We start from the raw sequence: 26,941 nt of genomic DNA, 5'->3' as shown, positions 1-26,941 counted from the left end.
TTAGACGAACGTTTGTGCGCACGCGGCAAATCGGTTCTGGAGTGATCCGGCCGCACCTGTTAGGAATTCATTAAGTACGTTTGGTGGGCGAATAATGGATCTAATAACCTCCACTGCCGTCTTGGCCGAGTTCAGTGCCAAGGCGGCGGGGTATGATTTTGTTACGGTCGATACGGAATTTCTGCGCGAGACGACCTACTGGCCGAAGCTGTGCCTGATTCAGGCAGCAACGGATGACGACGCAGTCCTGATCGACCCGTTGGCTCCCGACCTCGACCTCACCCCTTTCCTGGCGCTGATGAACAATCCCGAGGTGGTGAAGGTCTTCCACGCCGCCCGCCAGGACATCGAAATCTTCGTCAAGCTCACCGGCCAGGTGCCGCAGAACATCTTCGACACGCAGGTCGCCGCGAGCGTCTGCGGATTCGGCGACAGCGTCTCCTATGACAACCTCGTGCGCTCGATCACCAATGTCGACCTCGACAAGAGCTCTCGCTTCACGGACTGGTCAGCCCGGCCGCTGAGCGAGAAGCAGAAGCTCTACGCGCTGGCGGACGTCACCCACCTTCGCGACATCTACAAGGCGCTGCGCACGCAGATCATCGATACCGGCCGTGGCGCCTGGGTTGAGGACGAGATGTCCGTCCTCAAGAGCATCGACACCTACGTCATCCAGCCCGATGTGGCCTGGGAGCGGCTCAAGCTCAAGATCAACCGCCCGCGCGACCTGGCGGCGCTCAAGGTGCTGGCCGCCTGGCGCGAGAAGCGCGCACAGGATTCGGACCAGCCACGCAGCCGCATCCTCAAGGACGACGCGCTCTATGAACTGGCCCAGCAGCGTCCGCTGACGCCGGAGGATTTCGAGAAGCTGCGCGCGGTGCCGCGCGGATTCGGGCGCTCCAATGCCGCCGGCGAGATCATGAACCTGCTCAAGGGCGTCGAGGCGCTGACCAAGGCCGAGCTGCCGACCATGCCGGAGCGCTACCGCGGCCCCTCGCCCAAAGGCGCCGTCGGCGATTTGCTGCGCGTACTGCTGAAAGCGGTTTCCGAAGAGCACGGCGTGGCGACGCGCATCATCGCCACCTCCGACGATATCGACGCTATCGTGCTCGATGACCAGGCCGATGTCCCTGCCCTCAAGGGCTGGCGGCGCAAGCTCTTCGGCGAGAAGGCACTGGCGGTCAAGCACGGTCGCGTTGGCCTGGCGGCCACGCGCAAGGGCATCGTCGAGATTCCGATCAAGGAATCCTGATCACCGCATCCTTGAGGTCGGCGACCGACGCCAGTTGGTCCAGCCGGCCTTGCAGGTGCTCACCGGCAAGGAAGGCAAGGTCCTTGGCGAGATTGAGCACGAGCGTATTGTTTTCGAGCACGAAGCTCGTACGCGGCAAGACGCCCGGCATGGCAGCCGACATCGGATAGGCCACGCGGAACAATGCACCGATAAGGCGCGCACGCGTGCTGTAGACCGGACCCGACAGGCTCAGGATCGCACGGCTGACGCTCTTCTGCTTGAGGCCCATATAGCGAACCGCCAGCACTTCGGCGAGGAAGGCGCGGCCGGGATGATCGACACCGGTCATGGAGCCATAAGCCACCATGTCGATGCTCTGCTCGCCGCGATAGTCGGGATGGCCGCGCCACCCGATATCGGAAATAAGGCAGGCAACACGCCGCAGCCGGCGCTCTTCCTCGGTTTCGGCAAAGCCGATGGCCGAGAGGAAATTGTCGGTGAAACCCACGAGGTCATGGGCATGAAGCGGTGAGCGCGAGCGCAGCACCGAGATTTCCTCTGCCGCCTGCACCAACGGGTCGACCTGCTGCTCGGCAGCATCGAGAAGCCCGTAGAGGTAGCCCTCGCGCACGCCCAGCGCCGAGAACACCACGTTCTTGAAGTTGCCTGCCTTGACCACTTCGCCGAGCACCGCAGCACCGAAGGGGATCAGGTCGCGACGGGACGAGCTGGTGGTGTCCATGCCCGGATAGGGCTTGTTGGTTTCCGCCGCCTCGACGATCTCGTCGCAGAGCTTGGCGAGGTCCGGTCCCTTGACCGTGTAGTGCTGCACCATATGCAGCGGATAGCGCCGCTGGACCTGGTAGACCTTGGCCAGCGACCGCCACGTGCCGCCGATGGCGCAGAAGGTCGAAGCCGTCGATTTGACGAGCGATGAATCCTTGAGGCGCGCACGCACCAGCGCCGCAGCCCTGGCAGGCGAGCCGCCGCTATCGTCCTGAAGGCGGATGACGCCCAGCTCGTGCGTCTCCCCATGCGGATCGACGCCGTCATTGCTGATGCTGGACAGCTCGAGGCTGCCGCCGCCGAGATCACCGACCACGCCACGGAACGAGGGGATGCCGGCCACGACGCCGAGGGCCGCGAAGTGCGCCTCTTCCTCGCCGCTGAGTACGCGGACGGGCACGCCCATGATGCGCTCGACACCCGCGACGAACTCGGCGCGGTTGCTTGCATCTCGGACGGCGGAAGTGGCGAGGACGTGGACGGTGCCCGCCTTCATCAGCCGGGCCACGAGGGCGAAGCGCTGGATGGCCGTGAGCGCCCGCGTCATGTTCTCTTCGGCGAGCTTGCCGGTAACGGCGATCCCGCGCCCGAGGGCGCAGGAGGATTTTTCGTTGTAGAGCGCAGTCAGGGCGCGTGCGTGACGTTCGTAGACGACGAGTCGAACCGAGTTGGAGCCAATGTCCAGAACCGCGACCGGCCGGGCTCCCTTGATTCGCCCTTGTGCGGTCGGGTCGGCATCAACGCCCCAGAATTGGTTCAATCGTCGCCCTCGTCACTGTCATGCGCTATCGCACTGCCCCGCCCGGAAAGGCTGGGGTTGGTCATGAAGTAGTCGTGCGCGTTGAAGGGTTCGTCCCCCTCCTGCAACCGCACACGATGCGAACTGCCATCTGGCAGCACTTCCCAGCTCTGCTGGTTGTCGCGAAGATACGCAACCAGAATGCGGTCAACAATCTGCTTGTGCACGGTCTTGTTGAGAATCGGCACCATGACTTCGACGCGCCAGTCGAGATTGCGCTGCATGAGGTCGGCCGACGACATGTAGACCTTGGCCTGCCGCGACGGCAGCGGTGCGCCGTTGCCGAAGCAATAGATGCGCGAATGTTCGAGGAACCGGCCGACCACGGACTTGACCCGGATATTGTCCGAGAAGCCCGGGATACCCGGCCGCAGGCAGCAGATGCCACGCACGATGAGCTCGATCTTAACGCCCGCCTGGCTCGCGTCGTAGAGCGCATCGATGATCTGCGGATCGACCAGCGCGTTCATCTTGAGCCAGATCGTGGCCGGCTGCCCGTTGCGCGCGAATTCGACCTCGCGGGTGATATTGTCGAGCAGCGTCTGACGCAGGTTGACCGGCGACGCAGCGATGACTTCAAGTTCGGTTGGCCGGGCGTAGCCGGTGATGAAGTTGAAGACCCGCGCCACGTCCCGCGTGATCGCGGGGTTGCAGGTAAAGTAGCTCAGGTCCGTATAAATCTTGGCCGTGATCGGGTGGTAATTGCCCGTGCCGAGGTGGCAATAGGACACCAGCTTGCCGTGCTCGCGGCGAACCACCTGGCTCATCTTGGCGTGGGTCTTGAGCTCGATGAAGCCGAAGACGACCTGCGCCCCTGCCCGTTCGAGGTCGCGAGCCCAGCGGATATTGGCCTCTTCGTCGAACCGAGCCTTGAGTTCGACCAGAGCCGTCACCGACTTGCCGGCCTCGGCCGCCAGGATCAGCGCCTTGACGATCGGGGAGTCCGATGAGGTGCGATAGAGGGTCTGCTTGATCGCCACCACGTCCGGATCACGCGCCGCCTGGATCAGGAACTGCGCGACGACGTCGAAGCTCTCGAATGGATGGTGGACGAGGATGTCTTTCTGGCGGACGGCCGCGAAGACGTCGCCGTTATAGTCGCGCACGCGCTCCGGGAAACGGGCGTGGTAAGCGGAGAACTTGAGGTCGGGCCGGTCGATGTCGCAGATCTTGCGGGCATCGGCGAGACCGAGGAAACCCTCGACCTGGAAAATGTCTTCCGGGCTAGCGTGGATCTGCTCGCTGATCTGCTTGCGCAGAGCCATGGGAGCCGACTTCTCGATTTCGAGGCGGATCACCTGCCCGCGCCGGCGCTGGCGCAGGGCGGATTCGAACTCCACCACCAGGTCGGCCGCTTCGTCGTCGATTTCGATTTCGCTGTCGCGGATGACGCGGAAAGCACCCGAGCCGATGACTTCGTAGCCCGGGAACATCTTGTGGAAGAAGATCTTGATCACCGTCTCGATCGCCACGACCTCGATCCGTCCTTCCGAGACGAGGCTCGCCGGCAGCGTGATGAAGCGTTCGAGATTGGCCGGAATACGCACCAGAGCCGTCAGCTGCTGCGACGAATTGGGCCGCTGGAGTTGGAATGCGAGCGCAAAGCCGAGATTGGGAATGAACGGGAACGGGTGCGCCGGATCGATGGCGATCGGCGTCAGCACCGGGAAGATTTCCTCGCGGAACAGCCGTTCGAGATAACGCAGCTGATCGGGGCTGAGATCGTCCGCCTCGTGGATCACGACATTGGTCGCGAACAATTCCTCGCGGATCGACTGCCAGTAATCCTGCTGCTCAAGCTGCAGGTGCTGGGTGAGCGTGATGATGTCGTCGAGCTGTTCCTTGGGCGTCAGGCCGTCATCGGACGGCTTGGTTAGGCCGGCACGGAGCTGCCCCTTTAGGCCCGCCACGCGGACCATGAAGAACTCGTCGAGATTGTTGGCCGAGATCGAGACGAAGCGCAGGCGTTCGAGCAGCGGATGGTTGAGATTGCCCGCCTCTTCGAGCACGCGCATGTTGAACTGAAGCCAGGAAACCTCTCGGTTCACGAACCGGGCTGGGCTGTTGCGCAGCTCGCTCGCATCGGGAACCTCTCCCTCGGCTTCGGCAATCTCGGTTATCTCATTCATCCTCGTCGTCGCTTTCCAGCTCGATATCCATGGCGGCCTGGCCGCTCTCCCCCCGGCGTATCGCCAAGGCCTCGGCTGCTAGGGCTCGGGTGATCCTGGTGCCCCGCTCCAGCGCGAGGCGATCCAGAAGGTCCGCCAGCGCCGTGGCCTCCTCGGGCTCCCGCTCCATCCGTGCCACAAGATAGGAAATGATCCGGGGGTCGACCGCCACCTGGCGATCACCGAACAACTTCACGAAAATCTGTGACAATTGAATGTCGTCGGTCGCCTCGATGGTAAACGATGCGGCTAGCCGCGCACGCGATTTTACATCGTCCGTGACATAGGGCCAGCCCGAAACCGGCTCCCGCGCCGTCATCAGCAAAGGGCGTCGGTCGCGCATGGATTGGTTGAGGAGATGGAACAGCGCCGCCTCTTCGTAACCGGCCCTGTCCACGTCCTCGATGACGAGCGGCGCCGTGCCGCCCTGACGGGACAGATCCTCGAGCTCGTCGGCGCCGGCAACGCGTGCGCCGGTGCGATCGGCCCAGATACGCGCCAGGTGTGATTTGCCCGCGCTGGCCGGCCCGATGATGAGCGTCAGCGGCCCTGGCCAGTTGGGAAAAGCAAGCAGATGCGCGAGGGCGAGCTCATTGCCCTCCCCCACGAGAAAATCGGCTTCGGCATGCGAAGGCGTATGTCCGAGTTCAAGCGCAAGCTGGCCGCCCGGTGCAACGCCCTCGCCCGCCTTAGGCGGTCGCGTCGGGCTTGTCACCGCCGCCCCTTTCGTGACCGAGATAGAGCAGGCTCGACTTGTACTTGCGCACGCCATAACGCAGCAGCACGGCCGCGATGGCCGAAAGCGGCACGGCCAGCAGGAGGCCGAGGAAGCCGAAAAGCTGCGCGAAGGCCAGCAATGCGAGCATCAGCCACACCGGATTGATGCCGATGCTCGATCCCACCAGCTTGGGATACAGCACATTGCCTTCGAGGAACTGGCCCATGCCGAAGACAATACCGATGATGATGATGCGGAACCAGTCCGGCCAGAACTGCACGATCGCGATGCCGACCGATAGCCCGAAGCCGATGACGAAGCCGACATAGGGAATAAAGCTCAAAAGCCCGGTAATGAGCCCGAGCACCAAGCCGAAACTCAGCCCGCCCAGCGTCAGGCCGGTCGCGTAGTAGACGCAGAGGATCAGCACCACGCTGCCTTGCCCGCGGATAACGCCGGCCATGGAGCGGTCGATCTCGGCCAGCACGCCCTGGATTTCCTCGCGATAGGCGCGCGGCAGGAGGTTATCGAGCCCACGCACCATGCCGTCCCAGTCGAGCAGCAGATAGAAGGCGACGACCGGCGCCACGATGGCGAGGCCCAGCGTGCCGATGACCGAGGCGCTGCTCTGGTAGATCTGCCCCGTTATCCAGGCAGTGATGCCCGGCAGGTTGAGGCTGTTGAACCATTCCGTGAGGCTGTTTTCGAGCTGGTGCGTCCGCTCCGGCCCGAGCCATTCGTTGAGCGCCGGCACCGCACGATTGGCGAGCGCCTGGAGATCGGTGATGTAGCCCGGCAACCGCTGCCCCAGCCCGATGATCTGCTGCACCACCAGCGGTACCAGGAGGAACATGCCCCAGCCGATGACCGAGAGCACGACGACGAGGACGATCGCCGTCGCCCATCCGCGGTTGAGGCGCAGCCGCTCAAGCTGGCCGACGACCGGATTGAGAAGATAGGCCAGCGCAAGACCAATCACGAACGGCAATAGGATGCCGCGGAAGAACCAGATGGAGAGCGCCAGGATGACGAGAAAACCCACCCAGACGAGGACCTGATTTCGCAGCGACATAAATCGGGCAACCCTTGCGTCGTATCGGTGGAGCGTTTATCAGCGCTGTTAATGGCCGGGACCGGCGATTTCAACCATTTTTGGTCTCGGCCCAATGCCAACCAAAGCGGCATCGAGGCCAATGTCCGACGAGCAAAACCTGCCATCAAACGGTCTTTCCTACAAGCAGGCAGGCGTTGATATCGACGCCGGAAACGCCTTGGTCGAAGCCATCAAGCCCGCCGTGCGCTCGACGCGCCGCTCTGGCGCCGATGGCGAGATCGGTGGTTTCGGCGGTCTTTTCGACCTCAAGGCCGCCGGCTTTACCGACCCGATCCTCGTGGCGGCCAACGACGGCGTGGGCACAAAGCTCAAGATCGCCATCGATACCGGCAACCACTCGACCATCGGCATCGACCTGGTCGCCATGTGCGTCAACGACATCGTCGTGCAGGGCGCCGAGCCACTGTTCTTCCTCGACTATTACGCCATGGGCAAGCTGGATGTCGCCACGGGCACGGCCATTGTCGAAGGCATCGCCGAGGGCTGCCGCATTGCCGGCTGCGCGCTGATCGGCGGCGAAACGGCCGAAATGCCGGGCATGTATCACGGCCACGACTACGACCTCGCCGGCTTCGCCGTCGGCGCGGCCGAACGCGGCACGCTCCTGCCCCGCAACGACATCAAGGCCGGCGATACGCTCGTCGCCCTCGCCTCGTCGGGCGTGCACTCCAATGGTTATTCGCTGGTCCGCCGGATCGTCGATATCTCCGGTCTCGACTGGTACATGCCCGCACCCTGGGACGAAAGCATCGAGCTTTCGCAGGCCCTTCTTACGCCGACCCGCATCTACGTGAAGCCGATCCTGGCCGCGCTCAAGGCCGGCCTCGGCATCAAGGCGCTGGCACACATCACCGGTGGAGGCTTCATCGACAACATCCCGCGCGTGCTTCCCGACAATCTCGCCGCCCATATCAACCTGTCCGCGGTTTCGGTGCCGAAGGTTTTCGGCTGGCTCTCCAAGGTCGGCGGGATCGACGAGCGCGAAATGCTGCGCACCTTCAATTGCGGCGTCGGCATGCTCGTCGCTGTCGAGACCTCGGATGCCGAAGCGCTGGTCACTCAGCTCAACGCGGCCGGCGAGACGGCCTCGATCATCGGCACCCTCACCGAACGCGCAGGGGAGCCGGTGACGTTCGAAGGCGCCCTCGCCCTCTGACCATGGCTGCCGGCGGCCGGCCATTGGGCCGCGGACGGCCGTTCGACCCTCCAGCCAAGGCGGTGAAGCCATGACCACCCGCAAACGCGTTGCCGTGCTCATCTCGGGCCGGGGTTCGAACATGACGGCCCTCATCGAGGCGGCAAAGATACCGAACTATCCCGCCGAGATCGTTGGCGTGCTCTCCAACAGAAGCGACGCCGTGGGCCTCGAAACCGCTGCCGCCAACGGCATTCCCACTGCCGTGCGCTCGCATCGGGACTTTCCGGATCGCAACGCATTCGACGCAGCGCTCGACGACGTGCTACGCGGCTGGAATACCGAGATCGTCGCCCTCGCCGGCTTCATGCGACTGCTGACCCCGCAATTCACCGAGCGCTGGCTGGGCAGGATGATCAACATACACCCCGCCCTTCTGCCCTCCTTCAAGGGGCTGCATACGCATGAGCAGGCGCTCGCCGCCGGGGTGCACCTCCACGGCTGCACCGTGCACTTCGTGACGCCGGGCATGGATGAGGGGCCGGCCATCATGCAGGCAGCCGTGCCTGTGGTTCAAGGCGACACGCCCGACACGCTCGCCGCCCGCGTGCTCAAGGCGGAGCACCGCATCTATCCGCGCGCTTTGGCGGCGCTCGCCGATGGCCGAGTTTCGCTGGTGGACGGGCGGGTGATGCTGACGCCGGATACGCTGAACGACGAAGCCTTCGTCTGGCCGAAACTCTAGCGCTTCACGCCGCCCCGGCCAGCGCCGGACGCCAGATCATGTAGACATTGGCCCGGCTATAGTGCGAATCCGCCTTCACTGCCGGCTGATGCTCGAAGCCCGAGCTTTCGTAGAGACGGATCGCTGCCGCCAGCTTGGTGTTGGTCTCGAGGAAGAGTTCGTGGCCGCCGAGGCGCTGATATGCCTCGATCGCGACTTCGATCAGCGACCGGCCAATGCCAAGCCCTTGCGCGGAAGGATCCACCGCCATCTTGGTCAGCTCGTATTCCCCGGGTGAAACCTGCATCAGCGCACAGGTACCGACCACCTCTTCGCCCAGCAGCGCGAAATAAATCTCGCCGCCTGTCGCAAGGATGATGCCCTCCGGGTTCGACAACACCTCGATGTCATAATCCTCAAGCTGAAAATAGCGCTGCAGCCAATCCGCATTGAGGCGGAAGAACTCGTCCCTCAATTCGGGCCGGAACGGCACGATGGAAAGCGTCTGCAGGCGATTGTCCCTCGCCCGCTCGACGATGGCGTCGGCAAGATCGGACCCCGGCACCCGCGCTAAAGCTTCGAGCAGGCGCTCATCGACACCCAGGCTTTGTGCTCGCTCCTCAAGCCCTTCCCGCATCGCCCGCCAGAGGGGTTTGGCCACGCGGACGGCAGCGACTGCCTTGGGCGTCAGCGACAGCCGCCGCGTCCGTCGATCCTCTTTGTCGCTCGACGCCGAGAGCCAGCCCTCTCGCACCAGCCGTGAGGAGGCCTGGCTGATGGCGGAATGCGTCTGGCCGACGGCCGTGGCCACTTCGCCCACCGTCATCGGCCCGCGATCGTGCAACAGCTTGAGGATCGGAAACCACCGCGCCTGCAGCTCGATGCCGTGCCGCGCATAGACTTCGTCGGCCATGGCGTAGAGCTGATCGCTGATCGACTTCAACTGGCTGCCGAGAGACAGCAGCCCCATTTCGGAAAGGTAGCTCACGGGCACGTCTCCGTAATTTATGTAAGCACTAACATAAATCCGCGAGTGGCACTTTGTCTACGCTCGGCATCCATCACGCAAATTGATGCCCTTATCGTCAAAATCGGTTCGACGGCCTCGACGCGACGGCATAGTTTCCGGCATTCGGAGACGATCTCATGCAAATTCGCGACTGGTTCTGGGTCCTTCTCGTCGGCAGCATCTGGGGCTGTTCGTTCCTGTTCAATGCAGTGCTGCTGCGCGAGGTCGGGCCGATCTGGGTTTCGGCCGGCCGCGTGACCATCGCCGCCATCGGCTGCTGGGCCTTCTTCTTCGCGCTCGGCAAGAAGGTGCCCCGGGATTTCTCGCTCTGGATCAAGCTGATGATCCTCGGCGTCTTCAGCTACGCCCTGCCCTTCACCCTTTTCCCGCTCGGCCAGACGCACATCGCCAGCGGGCTCACCGCCATCATCAATGCGCTGACCCCGATCATGACCGTGGTCGTCTCCAACTTCTGGCCTGGCGGCGAGCGCGCGACCATCAACAAGACCATGGGCGTGGTCGCGGGCTTTGCCGGCGCCTCGCTGCTGGCCCTGCCGGCTGTGCAGGCTGGTGGCACCACGCAGGTCTGGGGTATCGCCCTCTGCCTCATGGCGACGATCTGCTACGCCGTGACGCTCAATGTTGCCCGCAGCTTCGCCAAGGTCGATCCCTCTGCGATCGCCGCCATTGCCATGACGGGCGCCGCGGTCGTCGCCGTACCGGTCGCGCTGGTCTTCGAGGGCACGCCGCATGCGACGCGTATCGAGACCTGGGGCGCATGGCTGGGCCTCGGCCTCCTGGCATCGGCGTTCACGTTCCAGATCATGTACCGGATGCTACCGCGTATCGGCGCGACCAATTTCGCGGTCAACACGTTCATCTCGCCCGTCTTCGCCATCATCCTCGGCGTGAGCTTCCTGGGCGAAACGATTCTGCCGATTCAGCTTTTTGGCATGCTCGTCATCTTCTCGGGTCTGCTCCTGATCGACGGCCGCATCGTCCGTCGCTTCCGCCGGGCGCCCGCCTGAGACCGATGACACCGCCCCGGGCGGAGGAGTAATATTCGGCTTCAAGTTCGCACAAGGGAGGACCCGCCCGTGTTCTTGAAGACGATTGCCCCCGAAGAGGCGCAAGGCGAGATCGCCGAGATCTACCGCCACGAGCTCGACAAATACGGCTTCGTCATGGATGCCACGCGCTGCATGACGACCCGCCCCGACCTCATGCCATTGGTCGAGCACTTCATCGCGGCGCTGCGCGACAATTTCTCGCTTGGCCTGCGCGGCTGGCGGCTCATCACGCTGATCGCGGCCAAGGAAGTACCCTCGACCTATTGCTCGCATGTCTACAGCAAGGCCCTCGCCGCTGAATTCGGCAAGGACAAGGTGATGGCCATCCAGTGCGACTTCCGCACCGCCGGGCTGGACGCAAAGGACGTGGCCATGCTGGCCTACGCGCAGAAGGTCGCGCGAAATGCCTCCGAGGTGAACGAGGCCGATATCGCGGGCCTACGCGCGGTCGGCTTCACCGACCACGAAATCTGCGACATCGCCCTCTGCGCCTCGTTCCGCTGCTTCCTGAGCCGGCTGTTCGACTCGCTTGGAGCGCAGACCGAGCCCTTCTTCGTCGATGACGACGAAGGGTTCAGGAAGGCGATGACGGTCGGAAGGCCGCTGCGCGAGATGGCTTAGGAGCGGCACGCAGGAAAGAAGGTGCTGCAGCCGGCATCCGGCTGCAGCCGAATCTTACAGGCCAAGCTTCTGCTTGAGGATCTCGTTGAGCGCCTGCGGATTGGCCTTGCCGCCCGAGGCCTTCATGGCCTGGCCGACGAACCAGCCGATGAGCGTCGGCTTGGCCTGCACCTTGGCGACCTGATCGGGATTGGCGGCGATGATATCGTCGACCACCTTCTCGATGGCGCCCAGGTCCGTAACCTGCTTCATGCCGCGGGCTTCCACGATCTGCGCCGGATCACCGCCTTCGGCCCAGACGATCTCGAAGAGGTCCTTGGCGATCTTGCCCGAGATGTCGCCCTTGCCGATCAGCTCGACAATGCCGCCAAGCTGGCTGGCGCTGACCGGGCTCGAGGTCACGTCCATGCCCTCCTTGTTGAGGCGGGCGAAGAACTCGTTGATGACCCAGTTCGCGGCGAGCTTGCCGTCACGACCGCGCGCGACTTCCTCGTAGAAATCGGCGGATTCGCGCTCGAGCGTCAGCACCATCGCGTCATAGGGCGTAATGCCGTATTCCTCGATGAACCGCGCCTGCTTCTCGTCCGGAAGCTCCGGCAGGTGCGCAGCGAGGTCGGCGATGAAGGCATCGTCGAATTCGAGCGGCAGCAGGTCCGGATCGGGGAAGTAGCGGTAATCATGCGCTTCTTCCTTGGAGCGCATGGAGCGCGTCTCGCCGGTCTTGGGATCGAAGAGGCGCGTTTCCTGGTCGATCGAGCCGCCGTCTTCCAGAATATCGATCTGGCGGCGCGCTTCGTATTCGATGGCCTGGCCGGCGAAGCGGATCGAGTTGACGTTCTTGATCTCGCAGCGCGTGCCGAACTCGCCACCCGGGCGACGGACGGACACGTTGATGTCGGCGCGCAAAGAGCCCTGCTCCATGTTGCCGTCGCAGGTGCCGAGATAGCGCATGATGGCGCGCAGCTTGGACAGGTACGCCTTGGCTTCGTCGGACGAGCGCAGGTCGGGCTTGCTGACGATTTCCATCAGCGCCACGCCGGAACGGTTGAGATCGACGAAGGTAATGCTCGGATGCTGATCGTGGATCGACTTGCCAGCATCCTGCTCAAGGTGCAGGCGCTCGATGCCGATCTCGATCTGGCCGTCGGCGCCCATATCGAGCGCGATCTTGCCCTCGCCCACGATCGGGTCCTTGAACTGGCTGATCTGGTAGCCCTGCGGCAGGTCCGGATAGAAGTAGTTCTTGCGATCGAAGATCGAGCGCTTGTTGATCTTGGCCTTGAGGCCCAGACCAGTCCGCACCGCCTGGCGCACGCACTCGTCGTTGATGACGGGCAGCATGCCTGGCATGGCCGCATCCACAAAGCTCACATTGGAATTGGGCGGGCGCCCGAACTCGGTCGAGGAGCCGGAAAACAGCTTGCTCTCGGACGTTACCTGCGCGTGCACTTCCATGCCGATGACGATTTCCCAATCGCCGGTCGAGCCCTGGATGAAGTACTTCGGGTTCGGGGTGCGCGTGTCGATGATGGTCAAAGGACAAACCTACAAATCAGTGCTGGCCTACGCATAGTGGCAGGCGCGCCGCGATGCAATCGCTGGCTTACTCGGTGTCGGTAACCTGGCCCATATAGGGGTGCAGCAGCTTTTCGAGCCGCACGCTCATGAAGGGCTGGTGATCTGGGCGTCCGTCCGGGCGCAACGCCAGGATGCGGTAGCCCTGGTGCTCGTAGAAGCGCACGGCACGGACATTGTCGGCCGGCGTTTCGAGGTGGACGCGCTCCGCCCCCTCAAGCTCGAGCATGGCTTCCATCCGCGAGAGCAGGAGCTTGCCGATGCCGTGGTTCTGGAACTCGGGTGCGACGAAAAGGAAGGGAATATAGTGCCGCCCCCTCGCCCGCGAGCACCAGCCGACCGGCACGCCATCCACCTCGGCCACGATGATGCGATCGAGCGTTTCGTGCACGGCAGCGGCCAGGCGGCGTTGTTCGGCCACCCGCATTCCGGGTACTTCGTGGAGGAGCGGCAGGATGCTGGTTTCCCAGGCCACGTAGCCAATATTAGCCAGGCGCCGTGCATCGTCTGGTTCGGCTTTCCGGATCGAAACGGCGCTGGTCATGGCATTACTCCGCGCGGCGGCGAGCGACGATAATGCCCTTTTCGTAGTTTACATTCCAGTCGATAAGCGTCCGCCAGATCAATTCGGCCTGGTCTTCATCGAGATCGAGGCCCTCGGCGCGGCTGCGCACGCGGCCGATCACCGCCTCGATCCTGACCGGATCATAGGCCTCGTGTGGATCTGTCTTGATCTGCGCCATGCGCGTCACATAGCGATGGCGTTCGGCGAAAAGCGCGATCAGCGCCTGGTCGATACGGTCGATCTCCACACGGACATCTTCCTTGGTTTCGCAATCGGCTGGCTTCTTGGAGGTCACGAGGCAGGCTCTTCGAATAAGTACAGAAAAAATCTCCCTGCTGGTTTGCACCGTCAGGCCGACGATTTCAACCGCCCCTCCCTCAAAGGAGCAACTTGCCGCGCCCTTTGGATATGCGAAAATGCGTCGCCCGCGAGGGGCGGGTTTGGGGAAGATGAACTATGTTCAGAACAGCCTTGATAATCGCCGCGGCCACGATCTCAACGGGAGCCATTGCGCAGGACGCAGAGGTCTCGGTCGCAAACGGGGAGCGCATCTCCATCATCGGCGGGTGCCACGATTGCCACTCGGCCGGTTATTCCGAAAGCAATGGCAAGATCGATCCTGCCACGGCCCTGAAGGGCAATCCCGTGGGCTATAACGGCCCATGGGGCACCAACTACGCCGTCAACCTGCGCCTGGTGGTCGCCAAGCAGTCCGAGGACGAATGGGTGCAGTATCTCAAGACGTTCCAGGCGGGCCCGCCCATGCCCTGGTTCAATCTGCATGCCTTCCACGAAGCGGAAAGCCGCTCGCTCTACCAGTACATCAAATCGCTGGGCGAGCCGGGTGATCCAGCGCCCGAGCGCCTGCCGCCGGGCCAGACGCCCAAGACCCCCTATCTGGTCTTCGCTCCGCCGATGATGCCCAAATAAGGTGAGGCGCTGACGCCACACCCGATCCATGTCGGCGCGCGACCCTCTGGCGTTGCGCGCCGAATTTCATTAAGTGCGGGATATGTCTACTCGCTTTGAAACCGTCTAAGGCCCCGTTCCACGACGAACGGGGCAGATCCACAAGCCAGGTGCCCGCCATGCGATGTGCTGTCGGGCGCTCGTGTTTTGTCGCGGCCATGCCGCGGGATCTACGGGTTTCATCTCCCAATGAACGTTTCGAAAGCCGAGCAGCGCGTGCTGCACGCTCTTGCCCAGGGCGGCAAGATCAATCCTATCAAGAACGAAAAAGGCGCCATCATCGAGGTTGAATGCTTCAACCGTGAAGGCTGGCTGATGACGCAATGCAACCTGGCATTGTTCAAGCGGCTCAAGGCCAAGGACGCCATAGCTTCGAGCAATGGCCAACCCTACCGCATCACCCGGCGTGGGCTGGAACTGGTGCGGGCTCGGGCCGATAACCGCTAGCACGGCTCAGCTTGCGCACTTCCCGGCATCGCCGGGAGGTGCGCGAAGCGAAAGATCAGTGACTGACAGTCGTTTCCGTCAGCGCCTTGGCGATGTGCTCCCACTCGGCAGCAACGCTGGCAGCTGCGCGCTTCTTGCCGGCGCGACGATACCAATAATCGGCATTACCCATGTCGGCCTCGATCCAATGGGCGAGCGCATGCACCCAGTCAAAGGCCTGGACGCCTTCGCCGACAGCAAGGATCTGATGGGCGCGTTCCCATTCCGGGCCCACGCGCAGGCCACCCTTCTTGAGCCACCACAGAGCCTTCTGCGGCTGGCTGAGGGTTTTCGGCGGTTCTGACCAATCGAGTGTCGTGAACACGTCGTGCATGGAATTCACCCTGTAGTTCGCTGGCTCGCCGCGCCATGCCAGCCTTAGGCCACTTCTCGTCATGTTCTGGCAGATAGACCGCTAACGTCCGTCAATCAAGGATGGAAGCTGCCGCTAACCCGGGAAGACCCGGATACCCAGCGGCGCCATGAGGCCCTTCAGGCTGGATTCGCTCAGCTTGATGCCGCTGCGCGACTTGAGGTCGAGCAGCTTGAAACCGGTCAGATTCGCCTCGCGCAGATCGGCCCGCTCGAACTCGGCGCCCTGCACAATGGCCTCGGAAAGGTCGGCGCGCTGCAGGTTTGCCTCCTTGAGGCTCGCCCGCGTGAAATCGGCCTGGGTGAGGCTGGAGCCTTCGAGGTTGCACTGATCGAGCATGGCGCCGCGGAACGAAGCCATGTCGAGGATGCATTCGCTGAATGTCACCAGCGCAACGCTGTTCCGCCCTACCCGGCGCGAGAAATCGGCATCCTCGAAATCCGAACCGGGCGCCTTGCAGGCGATGAAACTCGCCGCATGCAGGTCCGCCCGCGGGAACCGGCTCATCGTCAGGTTGCAGTGATCGAAGGTGGCGTGGTCGAGCTCCGTACCCGAGAAGGTACATCCCTGCCGCCCATCCGGATCGTAGAAGCTGCACTGGATGAAGCGCGCCTGGCTGAGCCGGCTGACCGGGAACGAGCAGCGCAGGAACGTGCAATGCTCGAACACCGCGCCCTCGAGTGGTGCATCATCGATGACGGCGTTACGGATCGTCGAATGGCGAACGACCAACCTGCCATCCGGCAGGTCGGTCCAGTCGATATCGGAGAGATCGGCGTTTTCGACGGGCGTTCCCGCCCGCAAAGCCGCCTCGAACGCCTCCTGGTCGAGCGCGGTCACCACCAGCGCTTCGGCGAAAAGTCCATCGCCGCGCTCCGCTCGATCACGCGGCCGGCCGCGAAAAGCGTCTCTTCGTCGAACGGCTTGCCGATGAGCTGGAGACCCAGCGGCAGCCCCTTGCCATCCTTGCCCGCCGGCACGGCAATGCCCGGAAGGCCCGCCATGTTGACGGTCACGGTGAAGACGTCGTTGAGGTACATCTTGACCGGATCGGCCTTCATGTCCTCGTCGCCAATGCCGAACGCGGCCGAAGGCGTTGCCGGGGTAAGGATCGCATCCACACCCGACTGGAAGGCGAGCTCGAAATCGCGCTTGATCAGCGTGCGGACCTTCTGGGCCTGCACGTAATAAGCATCGTAATAGCCAGCCGAAAGCACATAGGTGCCGATCATGACGCGGCGCTTGACCTCGCGGCCGAAGCCGGCGGCGCGGCTCAGTTCATAGAGATCGGTGATGTCCTTGCCGGTCTCGCGCAGGCCGTACTTGACGCCGTCATAGCGCGCCAGGTTCGAGGACGCTTCGGCCGGGGCGACGATATAATAGGCCGGCAGCGCGTACTTGGTGTGCGGCAGGGAGATGTCCTTGACGGTCGCGCCCTCGGCCTTGAGCCATTCGAGGCCCTGCCGCCAGAGCTTCTCGATCTCCTCGGGCATCCCGTCCATGCGATATTCGCGCGGCACGCCGATGACGAGGCCCTTGACGCCCCGCTCGACCGCCGCGGCGAAATCGGGAACCGCCATCTCGACGCTGGTCGAATCCTTGGGATCGAATCCGGACATGGACTGCAGCATCAGCGCGCTGTCTTCCACGGTACGGGCGATCGGGCCGGCCTGGTCCAGCGAGGAGGCGAACGCCACCGTGCCCCAGCGCGAGCAACGGCCATAGGTCGGCTTGATACCGACAGTTCCGGTGAACGCGGCCGGCTGGCGAATGGAGCCGCCGGTATCGGTAGCCGTCGCGCCGGCGCAGAGCCAGGCCGAAACCGCAGCCGCCGAGCCGCCGGACGAACCGCCCGGAACGAGATCGAGGTTGGAATTCTCCGCCCGCCACGGATTGATGACCGCGCCGTAATAGGAGGTCTCGTTGGAGGAGCCCATCGCGAACTCGTCCATGTTGAGCTTGCCCAGCATCACGGCGCCATCGCGCCAGAGATTGCTGGTCACGGTGGATTCGTATTCGGGCTTGAAGCTGTCGAGGATGTGGCTGGCTGCCTGCGTATGGACGCCCTTGGTCGCGAACAGGTCCTTGATGCCGAGCGGCAGGCCTTCAAGCGAGCCGGCCTCGCCCTTGGCCAGCTTCTCGTCGCTGGCCAGTGCCATCCGGCGGGCCTGGTCGGCGGTGACGGCGACATAGGCATTGAGCTTGGGGTTAGCCTCGTCGATGGCCTTGAGATAGGCCTCGGTCAGTTCCAGCGAAGTGAATTCCTTCGCCTTGAGGCCCTTGCGGGCGGCGGCGAGGGTGAGCTTGGTCAGATCGGTCAACGGGGTAACTCGCTTAGGGAATCGCAACGGGTATAAAGCGCGACACCAAGGGGTTGGCCCTGGTTCTCGCTATCGTCAATGGCTTCGCCGCTCGCCTCGGCCATCGCGGCGCTCTGCAGGTCATAGGACGAGATGACCTGGATGGTCTTGTCGTCCCACGGTCCGATGGCAATCAGATCGGGATACATGAAACCCGGCTCTTCGCAAATGGCCTCGACCAGCACGGCGCTGGTATTGGCTTTGCTCTTAACGTCAAAAAAGCCGCAGTGGAACTCCATGCCCTGGATGCCGTCGGTAAACGACAGGGTGGTGAAGTCGAGGTCGTTGAAGGCATCCACGCCCTTGGACTGCAGCGCTTCACAGGCTTCGGGCTTGCTCACATAGAGCTTGGAGCGGTCGATCGGACCGGGCTCCTGCGCCACGGCGGAGGCGACCAGCACAAGGACGAACGCACTGCTCAACGTCATACGCATGGCAAATCCCTCCCCGGTCAGGCTGCGGCCTGGCTGCCCAGATGCTTCTCGAAGAAAGCCGAATGGCCGCTATCGGGATAATCCAGGAATGCACCGCGCGGTGCAAAGCCGCCGCGCAGATAGAGGCGATGAGCACCCGCAAAGCCTTCGCCGACGCCGGTCTCCAGCAGCAATTCGGTAAGCCCGCGCGAGCGCGCCAGATCCTCGATGGCCATGAGAAGCGCTGAGCCGACGCGCAGGCCGCGCACTTCGGGCAGAGTGTACATGCGCTTGACCTCGCCGCTCGTGGGCGAAAGCACCTTGAGCGCGCCGATGCCCACCGCCCTGCCCGCCTCGTTGCGAGCGACGAATACATCGGTATCCGCGCCCGCCATCTGCTCGACGGTCATCTTGAACTGGAACTCGACGGGCGAAAGCGGCAGCAGGTGCTCATTGAGCGCCGCGACCAGGGTGCGGACATCGTCCTGAAGCGGAGTTTCAATGGCGATCGTAACCGCCATCGATTTTACTCCACCACCTTGGGGACCATGAAGAAGTTGTCTTCAGAGAGCGGCGCGTTGGAGACCACCTTCTCGGGGTAGCCGCCATCGGTGACCTTGTCGACGCGACGGCGCAGGGCCATCGGCGTGACCGAGGTCATCGGCTCGACGCCTGTGACGTCGACTTCGTTGAGTTGCTCGACAAAGCCAAGGATCGCGTTGAGTTCCTGCTGGTAGGCGGCAACCTCGTTCTCTTCGATCCGGATACGCGCCAGGCGTCCGATTCGTTTCACGGTTGCGGCATCGACCGACATGCAGAGCTCCTCAAAACCAGGAATGGGTGTTTCGCTGCGCTTGTAGCAACGAGATTTGCATAATGACAACGAATTTGGCTGATGGCAGCCATCAAACTTCCAATGCGAGGCCCTTTTCAAGCGAAACGAGCCCGGCACCATTGAGGTTTTCCCGCAGCGCCGCCACCGCGAAATCGATCGCGACCTCGTCGCCTGCCAGCGCCACCAGGCGCGGCCGCGCCGCAACGAACAGGCCTTCGGCCAGCGCACTCATCGCTTCGCCCACCCCGAACAGCACCACCACTGCGCCATCCGCCCAGCGTCCGAAACTTGGCGCCTGGTCGCTCAGCAGCACCAGCGGCGGCTCGCCAACGGCATCGACCAGCATCGCGCCGGCCCCGATGCGATAGGCATGGATCGGCGGCGGCGCCTGCTCCTCATCGATTGCCCGCTGCGCCCGCCGCGGCCGCCATTCAGCAGGATCGAGCTCTGCCAGCGCCTCATCCGCCCCAGCCAGGCGCAACACCCGATCGGCCCCGGAAACCAGCTCGGCTCGATCGATATCGTCCGGCGCCAATTGCGGATCGACCACGAAAATCTGCCCGCCAATATAGATGCGAATGGTGGTTCCGCCGAACCAGGTGAGTTTCATCGGTGTTCTCGCGTGTGCCAGATGCGCTCCTCAAGGCTGGTAGCGCAATCGCGAGCAAGACGCAAAGCGGCCTAAAGCACCAACCGGTCGCTGCGCTCGGCCACGTATCGCAATGCCAACGCAATGTACTTTGGCACGGGCTTGCTGGCGCGGAAATCCGCGATGAGCCGCCTGGAGCATCCGAGCAACACGCTGAGAGCTTCGACGGATATATGGAGGTCGTCCATCAGACCTCGGAACTCCTGATTGCTCATCAGCGATTTAGGCAGAGCCATGAGTGAGGAGGACGATACCATCGAGCCATCGCTCCACTCAATTCCTCCACCGTCGTCCGTGACCCTCAGACTGGCAAACAGCGCATCGTCCGATCGCAGCCGTACGAAGGATCGGTGGTTAGCCAGGATCGGGGCGATGTCCTTGTTTTCCGAAACGCCGTCCGACCAGACAAGCTTCACGTACCGCTCGGCGACAAGCGACACGCTTGCCAATCGCGGCGATCGCCGCTCTACTAACAGGACTTCACGTTCCAATCCTTACCCTCATTAACATCTCCTACGAGGTGGGTCTGTTCGTCTCGTAAGCCGCAATTCAACGTCAGGCGTCTTTACCATGAGCGTATACGTGGCCTCCCTTGCAGACTGCTGAGTAGTGCTACCGGTCGTTCCACAGGATCGCTTGGTGGCGCGTTTCGCCATTCGTAGTTCCCCCTTATCTAGGCACAGCTAGCTCACGTGAGCACCAGATCACTCCGCCGTGTCATCAGGGTACTAAGATCAACCTACATGGTGGGTTTATGGGCCGATCTGTAGAACTACTCGTCCAGACGTTATTATTCGTTGTGGTCCAAGCCTATTGTCATTTATTCCAGTTCAATGAGATCCGACCTCCCCGACAACCCGCTCGCCGCCCTCCCCCCATCGGGCAAGCTCCTTGGGCTCGACCTCGGCACCAAGACAATCGGTGTCGCGGTGTCCGATGCGATGCGGTATTCGGCGACGCCGGTCGAGACGATCAGGCGGCAGAAATTCACGCTCGATGCGGAGCGGCTGGATGAGCTTATTGCGCAGAACAGCGCGGTGGGCATCGTGCTGGGGCTGCCGCTCAACATGGATGGCTCGGAAGGGCCGCGGGTGCAGTCGACGCGGGCGTTTGCGCGCAATCTTTCCGCGCGCATTTCCATCCCCATCGCCTTCTGGGACGAGCGGCTTTCGACCAGCGCCGTCACTCGCATGCTGATCGAGGCCGATACCCGCCGCGACAAGCGGGCGGAGGTCGTGGACAAGCTGGCCGCCTCCTACATCCTCCAGGGTGCGCTCGATCGCCTCAGGCACGGCTGATATTGGAAAAAATCCCAGCAGACCTTGCCCCTCATATCCGCCTAGGTTAGACCGCCCCGAACAGCTACGGGACGGAGCCGAATGGCGCATAAATCGCCACCTGAAACCTCGGAACAGCAACCCGGACAATCCGGCGGCTCGCCCGTTTTTTCAAAACGTCATCTCCTCGGCATTGCCGACCTCAATCAATACGAAATCGTCGACCTGCTGGATCGTGCCGAGCGCATGATCCCGGTCTCCCGCCAGGAGCGGAAGACGCTGCCGACGCTTTCCGGCAAGACCCAGATCAACCTCTTCTTCGAGCCATCGACCCGCACGCAGGGGTCGTTCGAGATCGCCGGCAAGCGGCTGGGCGCGCTGGTCGTCAACATGTCGGTGCGCACCTCCTCGGTGACGAAGGGCGAGACCCTGATCGACACAGCGACCACGCTCAACGCCATGCAGCCGGACGTGCTCGTGGTTCGCCATTCGGCAGCCGGCGCGGTGGAACTGCTCAGCCAGAAGGTCGGCTGCTCGGTGATCAACGCCGGCGACGGCGCTCACGAGCACCCGACGCAGGCCCTGCTCGACGCGCTGACCATCCGCCGCCACAAGGGCCGCATTTCGGGGCTCACGGTCGCCATCTGCGGCGACATCGCCAATTCCCGTGTCGCCCGCTCGAACCTGCTGCTGCTCAACGCGCTCAACGTACGCACCCGCGTCATCGCCCCGCGAACGCTGCTGCCCAAAGGCATCGACGACATGGCGGCCGAAGTCTTCACCGACATGCGCCAGGGCCTCAAGGACGCGGATGTCGTCATGATGCTGCGCCTCCAGCACGAGCGCTTCGCCGGCCGCATGATCCCCTCGGTGCGCGAATATTACCACTTCTACGGCCTCGACGCAGAGAAGCTCTCGGTCGCCCAGCCCGACGCCATCGTCATGCATCCCGGACCGATGAACCGCGGGGTCGAGATCGATCCCTCGATCGCGGACGGCCCGCGCTCGGTGATCACCGACCAGGTCGAGATGGGCGTGGCGGTCCGCATGGCCGTGCTCGATGCCCTTCTGCCCGCGGGAGGCGCCAAATGAGCAAGGCTGTGCTGATCGAAAACGCCCGCATCGTCGACCCGGCCTCCGGCCGCGATGAACGCGGCTCGCTCCTCGTCGTCAACGGCAAGTTCGCCGACCCCGCCAAGGGCGTGCCCGCCGACGCACGCCGCGTCGATGCCAGGGGGCTCGTCGTGGCTCCGGGCCTCATCGATATGCGCGTCTTCACCGGCGAGCCCGGTCGCGAATACCGCGAGACCCTGGCCTCGGCCTCCGAGGCGGCGGCAGCGGGCGGCGTCACGAGCTTCGTGGTGATGCCCGATACGCAGCCGGTAATCGACGACAGCGCCCTGGTGGACTTCATCGTCCGCCGCGCAGAGGCGACCGCCAAGGTCAACGTGCTGCCGGCCGCCGCCATCACCAAGGGGCTCGAAGGCAAGGAAATCACCGAATTCGGCCTGCTCAAGGAGGCCGGTGCGGTCTGCTTCGCCGATGGCCGCAACTCGATGCAGAATTCCGGGCTCATCCGCGCGGCTTTCACCTACGCCGCCAATTACGACATGCCTGTCGTCCACCACCTCTCCGAGCGCTCCCTGGCCGGCGAGGGCGTGATGAACGAGGGGCTCTATGCAAGTGGCCTTGGCCTCAAGGGCATTCCGGCCGAAGCCGAGACGATACCGCTGGCGCGCGACCTGCAGCTCGCCCTGTTGACCGGGGTCCGCTACCACGCGGCCCAGCTTTCGGCGGCGCGCTCCATTGCGCTGGTTGCCGAAGCCAAACAGCAGTCGCGGCGCGTTTCCTGCGGCGTCTCGATCAACAACCTGGCGCTCAATGAGAACGATGTCGGCTCCTACCGCACGTTCTACAAGCTCTCCCCGCCCCTGCGCACCGAGGACGACCGGCAGGCGATGATCCGTGGCCTCGCCGAGGGCACGATCGACGTCATCCACTCGGACCACGATCCGCAGGATACCGAGGTCAAGCGCCAGCCGTTCGCGGAAGCCTCGGATGGCGCCATCGGGCTCGAAACGCTGCTGGCGGTCGCCCTGCGCCTCGTGCACAATGGCCAGGTCGACCTGCTGACGGTTCTGCGCGCCATGACGTCACGTCCCGCTGAAATTCTCGGTCTCCCGAGCGGCCGCCTGGCCCCCGGTGCACCGGCAGATTTCATCGTGCTCGATCTGGATTATCCGTGGGTGGTCGAAGAGCGCAAGCTCCGCTCGCGCTCCCGCAATACCGCCTTCGAGGGCGCCCGGCTGATGGGCCGCGTCATGCGCACCTTCGTCGGCGGAGCCGAGGTTTTCACGCATTCGGACCTTGAGGGGACCGCCGCATGATTCCCTATATCGTCACGGCCGTCCTGGCCTATCTCTGTGGCTCGATCCCCTTCGGGCTGCTGCTCACCCGCGCTGCCGGCCTCGGCGATATCCGCGCCATCGGCTCGGGCAATATCGGCGCCACCAACGTGCTGCGTACCGGCAACCGCCCGCTCGCAGCGGCGACGCTCGTGCTCGATGCGCTCAAGGGCGCAGTGCCGGTGCTGGTCGCCCGCTATTTCCTGGGCGAAGACGCAGCCAACCTTGCCGGCGTCGCCGCTTTCCTCGGCCACGTCTTCCCGGTCTGGCTCAACTTCAATGGCGGCAAGGGCGTGGCGACTTTCATCGGCGTGCTGCTGGCACTGTCGTGGCCGGTCGGCCTCATCTTCTGCGCGGTCTGGCTCGTCATCGCCTTCGCCCAGCGCTATTCCTCGCTGGCGGCGATCACCGCCGCTTCGACCAGCCCGATCTTCGCCTATGTCATCACCGGCAGCTTGCGCTTCGTGGTGGTGACGGTGCTGCTCGCAGCCGTGCTGCTCTTCCGCCACTCGGCCAATATCTCCCGGCTGATCCGGGGCACAGAGCCCAAGATCGGCAGCGAGAAGAAGGCCAGCTAGCATGAACCTGCGGACGGAAGGCCAGATCCTCACCCGTCCGCAGCGCCTGGCCTGGCTGCGGCTCATCCGCACCGACAATGTCGGGCCCAATACCTTCCGCCAGCTCCTCAATCGCTACGGCTCAGCCGAGACCGCGCTCGAGCAATTGCATGGCCTCGTGCGCCGCAGCGGCACCGCGTCGCCACCGCGCGTCCCCTCGCTCGCCGAGGCGGAGGACGAAGTTGCGGCCATCGAGAAACGCGGGGCACGCCTCATCGCCTCGGGCGAACCCGGTTACCCGCCGCTCCTGCGCCACATCTCGGATGCCCCGCCCCTGCTGATCATGACCGGCGGCGAGAACCTGTCGTGGAAGTTCACCATCGGCATCGTCGGCGCGCGCAACGCTTCGGCCGCGGGTCGCAAGCTGGCCGGCATGCTGGCGCGCGACCTTGGCGATGAGGGCTATACCGTAGTCTCCGGGCTGGCGCGCGGCATCGATACCGCCGCCCACGCCGCCAGCCTGCGCACCGGCACTGTTGCCGTGCTGGCGGGCGGGCTCGACCATCTCTATCCCAGCGAGAACATTCCGCTGGCCGAGGCTATCGTTGCCAATGGCGGCGCGCTCATAACGGAAATGCCGATGGGCTGGGAACCGCGCGCCCGCGACTTCCCGCGTCGCAACCGGCTGGTCTCCGGGCTCTCGCTGGGCGTGCTGGTGGTCGAGGCCGCCAAGCGGTCCGGCTCGCTGATCACGGCACGTATGGCGCTGGAGCAGAATCGCGAGGTGTTCGCCGTGCCGGGCTCCCCGCTCGATCCGCGTGCCGAAGGCGGCAATCACCTGATCCAGCAGGGTGCGCATCTGGTGACCGGCGCAGCCGACATCATCGAAGCACTTGCGACTGCAATCCCGACGCGGCGCCGAGCGTTCGAGCCCGAATGGGAACCCGAGCTGGACCTCGCGGCGGCTCCGCCGAGCGAGGACGATCGCGGCCGGCTGCTGCAGGCGCTGAGCGTGACGCCGGTGGCGGTCGATACGCTGGTGGTCGAGACGGGGCTGTCGGTGTCGTCGGTACAGACGCTGTTGCTGGAACTCGATCTGGGCGGACAGGTGGAGTGGAGCGGCGGGCAATTGGTGGCGCTGCGCGGCTAGCGGGCATGCCAAGGCCCGGCGCGGATTGCTCCGGTCGGGTTTGCTGGTGGTTCGTTGGCGGCTCGGGGCGAGGTTTGCCTCAAGTCTATGTTTGCTAGCGATATATGCGAGGCATGGCCTCGCCCCTTGAGCGTTTGAGGTTTCGACAAGCCCGTTCACGCAAGTTGCCCGCGAGCGCACTCCGGGCCGGTCACGTCACACTTAGGCCGTAAGCCCAGGCGCCCCCGGACTTCCCCCAACTCCCAGAACCTGGCGGCAGGGCGAGATGCAGGTGTCGACCTTGTCTGCATCCAGTCCTGCCGCCAGCCGCCGCGGCACTGCGTACTGTGCCTCGCCATTGGCGGAGGGATGGGAGGAGTATGCGGGAAGGTGATGGGGGTGGGGATAAGTTTTTTGGGACTGCTGCTTTTTGCTTGCCTGCCTCCCTCGTTCTCACCCCACCACCTTACTTCCCCGGACTTGATCCGGGGTCTATTGCACCGCTCCACTCGAGTGGAGGGATCCGTGGGCCCCGGCTCTTCGGCCGGGGAAGTGCGGTGGTGGGGTGAGGGAGGGGGAAGGTGGGGAGAGGAAGCCGGGAAGCTAGGAGGCCAGGAGGTGGGAGGTGGGAGGCCAGGAGGTGGGAGGTGGGAGGTGGGAGGTGGGAGGTGGGAGAGCGGAACGACGATCAGGCAAAGGTCATGAAGCAAGATGAATTGCGTGATTGCGCCAGCAGGTCTCCCTCCCCCTTGCGGGGAGGGGATAGGGGTGGGGGTGTCTCGAACACGAAGTTTGAACTCGTCCAACCCCCGCCCCCGCAATGTGGAGATGCGAGAACGATCACGCGGTAAGATGGACAGCTCCGCCTCTTGCTCACCCCCACCCCTGTCCCCTCCCCGCAAGGGGGAGGGAGACCTGCTGGCGTGATCAGAGGACTGACGCTTCCACACCAGCCCCTTGCCAACCACCCTGCCCTTGCCGCATCCTTCCCTCGTCCGCGTAACTGGCGAGGTCGGGTGGGTTACCACCGGGGAGCGCGGGTTGTGATGGCCGTTCGCCTGGGCACCGTTCAAACCAAGCAGGTGTCCGATGCATATCGTCATGCTTCTCTATCCCCGCCTTACCCAGCTCGACCTCACCGGACCGCTGGAGGTGTTTTCGCGCTTTCCTGAATTGAAGACGCATCTGGCGTGGAAGACGCTCGATCCGGTTGCCGATGGCTCGGGGTTGCGGCTCCTGCCGACGACGACCTTCGCCGATGCGCCGCAGGCGGACATTCTCTTCGTTCCCGGCGGGCCGGGACAGATGGCGCTGATGGACGATGCCGAGACGCTCGGCTTCCTGCGGCAGCAGGCTGAGGGCGCGGCCTACGTCACCTCCGTTTGCACGGGTTCGCTGGTGCTGGCAGCGGCGGGGTTGCTGACCGGGTATCGGGCGACCTGTCATTGGCTGTCGCTCAACCAGTTGGCGTTCTTCGGCGCCGAGCCGGTAGCGGAACGCGTGGTGGAGGATCGTAACCGGGTGACAGGGGCGGGTGTCACCTCGGGGATCGACTTTGCGCTGACGCTTTCTGCACGGCTTTTCGGCGAGGAGCGGGCCAAGCGCGTGCAGTTGCAGATGGAGTATGACCCGCAGCCGCCCTTTGTCGGCGGGTCGCCGCGATCGGCGGAGGCCGAGATAGTGGCGGCGGCGCGGGAAACAGCGCGGCCGTTCCAGGAGCAACGGGAGGATGTGGCTCGGGCGGCGGCGGAGAGGTTGCGGGGATAGTGCACTTGGCTCACCCCCTCCCTAGCCCTCCCCACAAGGGAGGGTTGGTGTCTTTGGCGGAATCGAGCGGCAACTCCCACCGTCCCTTGTGAGGAGCATTAGCGAGGGGAAGCCACAAACTCGCTCCCAATTTTCTCTCCCCTACGGGGAGGGCCTGCCCGCTCTTCCTCTCCCCGTTGACACCGCCAGACTCCTTCACCATG

Annotated in this window: 29 protein-coding genes and 1 riboswitch; of the genes, 13 read left to right on the top strand and 16 right to left on the bottom strand. The window is 63.9% G+C overall.

All coding sequences use genetic code 11. From position 1 onward, the window contains the following. The first annotated feature begins 94 nt into the window (after positions 1-94). Positions 95-1,252, top strand: coding sequence for a ribonuclease D (rnd, locus tag JNE37_RS17675; RefSeq protein ID WP_035088761.1), 1,158 nt, complete (start codon positions 95-97; stop codon positions 1,250-1,252). On the opposite strand, the gene JNE37_RS17670 is transcribed toward rnd, so the two are convergent. The 4 genes from JNE37_RS17670 to JNE37_RS17655 are packed head-to-tail and all read right to left on the bottom strand — an operon-like array spanning position 1,239 to position 6,777. After that, a complete protein-coding gene (locus JNE37_RS17670) occupies positions 1,239-2,780 on the bottom strand; it encodes a Ppx/GppA phosphatase family protein (RefSeq protein WP_203064043.1) in 1,542 nt (513 codons plus the stop codon). The two genes, rnd and JNE37_RS17670, sit on opposite strands and share 14 nt — an antisense overlap. Beyond that, positions 2,777-4,948: an RNA degradosome polyphosphate kinase gene (locus tag JNE37_RS17665; protein ID WP_035034905.1), complete on the bottom strand. Its 2,172-nt coding sequence runs from the start codon at positions 4,946-4,948 to the stop codon at positions 2,777-2,779. Before JNE37_RS17665 ends, JNE37_RS17670 begins: the two co-directional genes overlap by 4 nt. Then, the gene (locus tag JNE37_RS17660) at positions 4,941-5,702 is read right to left on the bottom strand and encodes a P-loop NTPase family protein (RefSeq protein ID WP_203064042.1); all 762 of its coding nucleotides are present in this window, start codon (positions 5,700-5,702) and stop codon (positions 4,941-4,943) included. The genes JNE37_RS17665 and JNE37_RS17660 overlap by 8 nt, the downstream gene beginning before the upstream one ends. Next, the gene (locus JNE37_RS17655) at positions 5,677-6,777 is read right to left on the bottom strand and encodes an AI-2E family transporter (protein WP_035034903.1); all 1,101 of its coding nucleotides are present in this window, start codon (positions 6,775-6,777) and stop codon (positions 5,677-5,679) included. The genes JNE37_RS17660 and JNE37_RS17655 overlap by 26 nt, the downstream gene beginning before the upstream one ends. Positions 6,778-6,898: 121 nt before the next feature. Here JNE37_RS17655 and purM point away from each other — a divergent pair, with 121 nt between their 5' ends. Together purM and purN are read left to right on the top strand one after the other, a co-directional pair. After that, positions 6,899-7,975 carry a phosphoribosylformylglycinamidine cyclo-ligase gene (purM, locus tag JNE37_RS17650; RefSeq protein WP_203064040.1) on the top strand — a complete coding sequence of 359 codons (1,077 nt, stop codon included), beginning with the start codon at positions 6,899-6,901 and terminating at the stop codon, positions 7,973-7,975. Positions 7,976-8,045: 70 nt separating this feature from the next. Beyond that, positions 8,046-8,699, top strand: coding sequence for a phosphoribosylglycinamide formyltransferase (gene purN / locus JNE37_RS17645; RefSeq protein WP_203064038.1), 654 nt, complete (start codon positions 8,046-8,048; stop codon positions 8,697-8,699). A gap of 4 nt (positions 8,700-8,703) precedes the next feature. Here the strand turns inward: purN and JNE37_RS17640 are convergent, their stop codons facing one another. Continuing rightward, positions 8,704-9,666: a bifunctional helix-turn-helix transcriptional regulator/GNAT family N-acetyltransferase gene (locus JNE37_RS17640; RefSeq protein ID WP_203064036.1), complete on the bottom strand. Its 963-nt coding sequence runs from the start codon at positions 9,664-9,666 to the stop codon at positions 8,704-8,706. A gap of 158 nt (positions 9,667-9,824) precedes the next feature. Between JNE37_RS17640 and JNE37_RS17635 the strand changes: the two genes are divergently transcribed. Both JNE37_RS17635 and JNE37_RS17630 read left to right on the top strand, forming a co-directional pair. Next, positions 9,825-10,715 (top strand): DMT family transporter, encoded by an 891-nt coding sequence (locus JNE37_RS17635; RefSeq protein ID WP_035088768.1) that lies wholly within the window; start codon positions 9,825-9,827, stop codon positions 10,713-10,715. A gap of 69 nt (positions 10,716-10,784) precedes the next feature. Next, entirely contained in the window at positions 10,785-11,378 is a 594-nt protein-coding gene (locus JNE37_RS17630; protein ID WP_203064034.1) for a carboxymuconolactone decarboxylase family protein, read from the top strand. A gap of 54 nt (positions 11,379-11,432) precedes the next feature. Here JNE37_RS17630 and gatB read toward each other — a convergent pair whose 3' ends face one another. The 3 genes from gatB to JNE37_RS17615 all read right to left on the bottom strand — a co-directional run bounded on the left by gatB (position 11,433) and on the right by JNE37_RS17615 (position 13,813). After that, complete coding sequence (gatB, locus tag JNE37_RS17625) at positions 11,433-12,914, bottom strand: Asp-tRNA(Asn)/Glu-tRNA(Gln) amidotransferase subunit GatB (RefSeq protein WP_035088771.1); 1,482 nt, start codon at positions 12,912-12,914, stop codon at positions 11,433-11,435. A 67-nt stretch (positions 12,915-12,981) separates the two neighbouring features. Continuing rightward, the gene (locus JNE37_RS17620; protein WP_052015468.1) at positions 12,982-13,497 is read right to left on the bottom strand and encodes a GNAT family N-acetyltransferase; all 516 of its coding nucleotides are present in this window, start codon (positions 13,495-13,497) and stop codon (positions 12,982-12,984) included. Between the two features lie 4 nt (positions 13,498-13,501). Further along, complete coding sequence (locus JNE37_RS17615; RefSeq protein ID WP_052015465.1) at positions 13,502-13,813, bottom strand: chorismate mutase; 312 nt, start codon at positions 13,811-13,813, stop codon at positions 13,502-13,504. 161 nt (positions 13,814-13,974) lie between these two features. On the opposite strand from JNE37_RS17615, the gene JNE37_RS17610 reads away from it, so the two are divergent. Both JNE37_RS17610 and JNE37_RS17605 read left to right on the top strand, forming a co-directional pair. Then, positions 13,975-14,448 carry a hypothetical protein gene (locus JNE37_RS17610; RefSeq protein ID WP_203064032.1) on the top strand — a complete coding sequence of 158 codons (474 nt, stop codon included), beginning with the start codon at positions 13,975-13,977 and terminating at the stop codon, positions 14,446-14,448. Between the two features lie 228 nt (positions 14,449-14,676). Continuing rightward, a complete protein-coding gene (locus JNE37_RS17605; RefSeq protein ID WP_203064030.1) occupies positions 14,677-14,934 on the top strand; it encodes a YjhX family toxin in 258 nt (85 codons plus the stop codon). A gap of 55 nt (positions 14,935-14,989) precedes the next feature. Here JNE37_RS17605 and JNE37_RS17600 read toward each other — a convergent pair whose 3' ends face one another. The 8 genes from JNE37_RS17600 to JNE37_RS17565 all read right to left on the bottom strand — a co-directional run bounded on the left by JNE37_RS17600 (position 14,990) and on the right by JNE37_RS17565 (position 20,094). Further along, positions 14,990-15,307 (bottom strand): hypothetical protein, encoded by a 318-nt coding sequence (locus tag JNE37_RS17600; RefSeq protein ID WP_035034886.1) that lies wholly within the window; start codon positions 15,305-15,307, stop codon positions 14,990-14,992. Between the two features lie 114 nt (positions 15,308-15,421). Beyond that, positions 15,422-16,186, bottom strand: a complete 765-nt coding sequence (locus tag JNE37_RS17595; RefSeq protein WP_203064028.1) for a pentapeptide repeat-containing protein — start codon at positions 16,184-16,186, stop codon at positions 15,422-15,424. Next, positions 16,183-17,667: an Asp-tRNA(Asn)/Glu-tRNA(Gln) amidotransferase subunit GatA gene (gene gatA, locus JNE37_RS17590; protein ID WP_035088780.1), complete on the bottom strand. Its 1,485-nt coding sequence runs from the start codon at positions 17,665-17,667 to the stop codon at positions 16,183-16,185. Before gatA ends, JNE37_RS17595 begins: the two co-directional genes overlap by 4 nt. Next, the gene (locus tag JNE37_RS17585) at positions 17,664-18,140 is read right to left on the bottom strand and encodes a hypothetical protein (RefSeq protein ID WP_203064027.1); all 477 of its coding nucleotides are present in this window, start codon (positions 18,138-18,140) and stop codon (positions 17,664-17,666) included. The genes gatA and JNE37_RS17585 overlap by 4 nt, the downstream gene beginning before the upstream one ends. Positions 18,141-18,157: 17 nt before the next feature. Then, complete coding sequence (locus JNE37_RS17580) at positions 18,158-18,640, bottom strand: GNAT family N-acetyltransferase (RefSeq protein ID WP_203064026.1); 483 nt, start codon at positions 18,638-18,640, stop codon at positions 18,158-18,160. A 5-nt stretch (positions 18,641-18,645) separates the two neighbouring features. Next, entirely contained in the window at positions 18,646-18,933 is a 288-nt protein-coding gene (gatC, locus tag JNE37_RS17575; protein WP_035034872.1) for an Asp-tRNA(Asn)/Glu-tRNA(Gln) amidotransferase subunit GatC, read from the bottom strand. A 91-nt stretch (positions 18,934-19,024) separates the two neighbouring features. Continuing rightward, entirely contained in the window at positions 19,025-19,564 is a 540-nt protein-coding gene (locus JNE37_RS17570; protein WP_203064025.1) for a hypothetical protein, read from the bottom strand. A gap of 71 nt (positions 19,565-19,635) precedes the next feature. Further along, complete coding sequence (locus JNE37_RS17565) at positions 19,636-20,094, bottom strand: hypothetical protein (RefSeq protein ID WP_203064024.1); 459 nt, start codon at positions 20,092-20,094, stop codon at positions 19,636-19,638. Between the two features lie 342 nt (positions 20,095-20,436). On the opposite strand from JNE37_RS17565, the gene ruvX reads away from it, so the two are divergent. The 6 genes from ruvX (at position 20,437) to JNE37_RS17535 (ending at position 26,738) form a co-directional block, all read left to right on the top strand. Further along, on the top strand, positions 20,437-20,901 hold the full coding sequence (gene ruvX, locus JNE37_RS17560; RefSeq protein WP_203064023.1) for a Holliday junction resolvase RuvX: 465 nt from the start codon (positions 20,437-20,439) through the stop codon (positions 20,899-20,901). A gap of 81 nt (positions 20,902-20,982) precedes the next feature. Further along, positions 20,983-21,972, top strand: coding sequence for an aspartate carbamoyltransferase catalytic subunit (locus tag JNE37_RS17555; protein WP_052015460.1), 990 nt, complete (start codon positions 20,983-20,985; stop codon positions 21,970-21,972). Beyond that, entirely contained in the window at positions 21,969-23,267 is a 1,299-nt protein-coding gene (gene pyrC, locus JNE37_RS17550) for a dihydroorotase (protein ID WP_203064022.1), read from the top strand. The genes JNE37_RS17555 and pyrC overlap by 4 nt, the downstream gene beginning before the upstream one ends. Beyond that, positions 23,264-23,863 (top strand): glycerol-3-phosphate 1-O-acyltransferase PlsY, encoded by a 600-nt coding sequence (gene plsY / locus JNE37_RS17545; RefSeq protein WP_203064021.1) that lies wholly within the window; start codon positions 23,264-23,266, stop codon positions 23,861-23,863. The genes pyrC and plsY overlap by 4 nt, the downstream gene beginning before the upstream one ends. 1 nt (position 23,864) lies before the next feature. Next, positions 23,865-24,992, top strand: coding sequence for a DNA-processing protein DprA (gene dprA / locus JNE37_RS17540; protein ID WP_203064020.1), 1,128 nt, complete (start codon positions 23,865-23,867; stop codon positions 24,990-24,992). A gap of 968 nt (positions 24,993-25,960) precedes the next feature. Beyond that, a riboswitch (ZMP/ZTP riboswitch) is annotated at positions 25,961-26,042 on the top strand. Between the two features lie 18 nt (positions 26,043-26,060). Continuing rightward, positions 26,061-26,738 (top strand): DJ-1/PfpI family protein, encoded by a 678-nt coding sequence (locus JNE37_RS17535; RefSeq protein WP_203064017.1) that lies wholly within the window; start codon positions 26,061-26,063, stop codon positions 26,736-26,738. Positions 26,739-26,941 lie beyond the last annotated feature (203 nt).

The sequence above is a fragment of the Paradevosia shaoguanensis genome (assembly GCF_016801025.1).
In the GTDB taxonomy this organism is placed as follows: domain Bacteria; phylum Pseudomonadota; class Alphaproteobacteria; order Rhizobiales; family Devosiaceae; genus Paradevosia; species Paradevosia shaoguanensis.
The sequence above is the reverse complement of the archived record's forward strand: the minus strand, read 5'-3'. Positions and strand labels throughout refer to the sequence as shown.

Bases quoted from the DNA above. Each gene is read 5' to 3' on its own strand.
- JNE37_RS17585 (WP_203064027.1), bottom strand. From the start codon at position 18,140: ATGCGTATGACGTTGAGCAGTGCGTTCGTCCTTGTGCTGGTCGCCTCC.
- JNE37_RS17535 (WP_203064017.1), top strand. From the start codon at position 26,061: ATGCATATCGTCATGCTTCTCTATCCCCGCCTTACCCAGCTCGACCTC.
- gatC (WP_035034872.1), bottom strand. From the start codon at position 18,933: ATGTCGGTCGATGCCGCAACCGTGAAACGAATCGGACGCCTGGCGCGT.
- JNE37_RS17610 (WP_203064032.1), top strand. From the start codon at position 13,975: ATGTTCAGAACAGCCTTGATAATCGCCGCGGCCACGATCTCAACGGGA.
- ruvX (WP_203064023.1), top strand. From the start codon at position 20,437: ATGAGATCCGACCTCCCCGACAACCCGCTCGCCGCCCTCCCCCCATCG.
- plsY (WP_203064021.1), top strand. From the start codon at position 23,264: ATGATTCCCTATATCGTCACGGCCGTCCTGGCCTATCTCTGTGGCTCG.
- JNE37_RS17620 (WP_052015468.1), bottom strand. From the start codon at position 13,497: ATGACCAGCGCCGTTTCGATCCGGAAAGCCGAACCAGACGATGCACGG.
- JNE37_RS17665 (WP_035034905.1), bottom strand. From the start codon at position 4,948: ATGAATGAGATAACCGAGATTGCCGAAGCCGAGGGAGAGGTTCCCGAT.
- JNE37_RS17600 (WP_035034886.1), bottom strand. From the start codon at position 15,307: ATGCACGACGTGTTCACGACACTCGATTGGTCAGAACCGCCGAAAACC.
- JNE37_RS17605 (WP_203064030.1), top strand. From the start codon at position 14,677: ATGAACGTTTCGAAAGCCGAGCAGCGCGTGCTGCACGCTCTTGCCCAG.
- JNE37_RS17655 (WP_035034903.1), bottom strand. From the start codon at position 6,777: ATGTCGCTGCGAAATCAGGTCCTCGTCTGGGTGGGTTTTCTCGTCATC.
- JNE37_RS17570 (WP_203064025.1), bottom strand. From the start codon at position 19,564: ATGAAACTCACCTGGTTCGGCGGAACCACCATTCGCATCTATATTGGC.
- dprA (WP_203064020.1), top strand. From the start codon at position 23,865: ATGAACCTGCGGACGGAAGGCCAGATCCTCACCCGTCCGCAGCGCCTG.
- purN (WP_203064038.1), top strand. From the start codon at position 8,046: ATGACCACCCGCAAACGCGTTGCCGTGCTCATCTCGGGCCGGGGTTCG.
- purM (WP_203064040.1), top strand. From the start codon at position 6,899: ATGTCCGACGAGCAAAACCTGCCATCAAACGGTCTTTCCTACAAGCAG.
- JNE37_RS17580 (WP_203064026.1), bottom strand. From the start codon at position 18,640: ATGGCGGTTACGATCGCCATTGAAACTCCGCTTCAGGACGATGTCCGC.
- pyrC (WP_203064022.1), top strand. From the start codon at position 21,969: ATGAGCAAGGCTGTGCTGATCGAAAACGCCCGCATCGTCGACCCGGCC.
- JNE37_RS17555 (WP_052015460.1), top strand. From the start codon at position 20,983: ATGGCGCATAAATCGCCACCTGAAACCTCGGAACAGCAACCCGGACAA.
- JNE37_RS17635 (WP_035088768.1), top strand. From the start codon at position 9,825: ATGCAAATTCGCGACTGGTTCTGGGTCCTTCTCGTCGGCAGCATCTGG.
- rnd (WP_035088761.1), top strand. From the start codon at position 95: ATGGATCTAATAACCTCCACTGCCGTCTTGGCCGAGTTCAGTGCCAAG.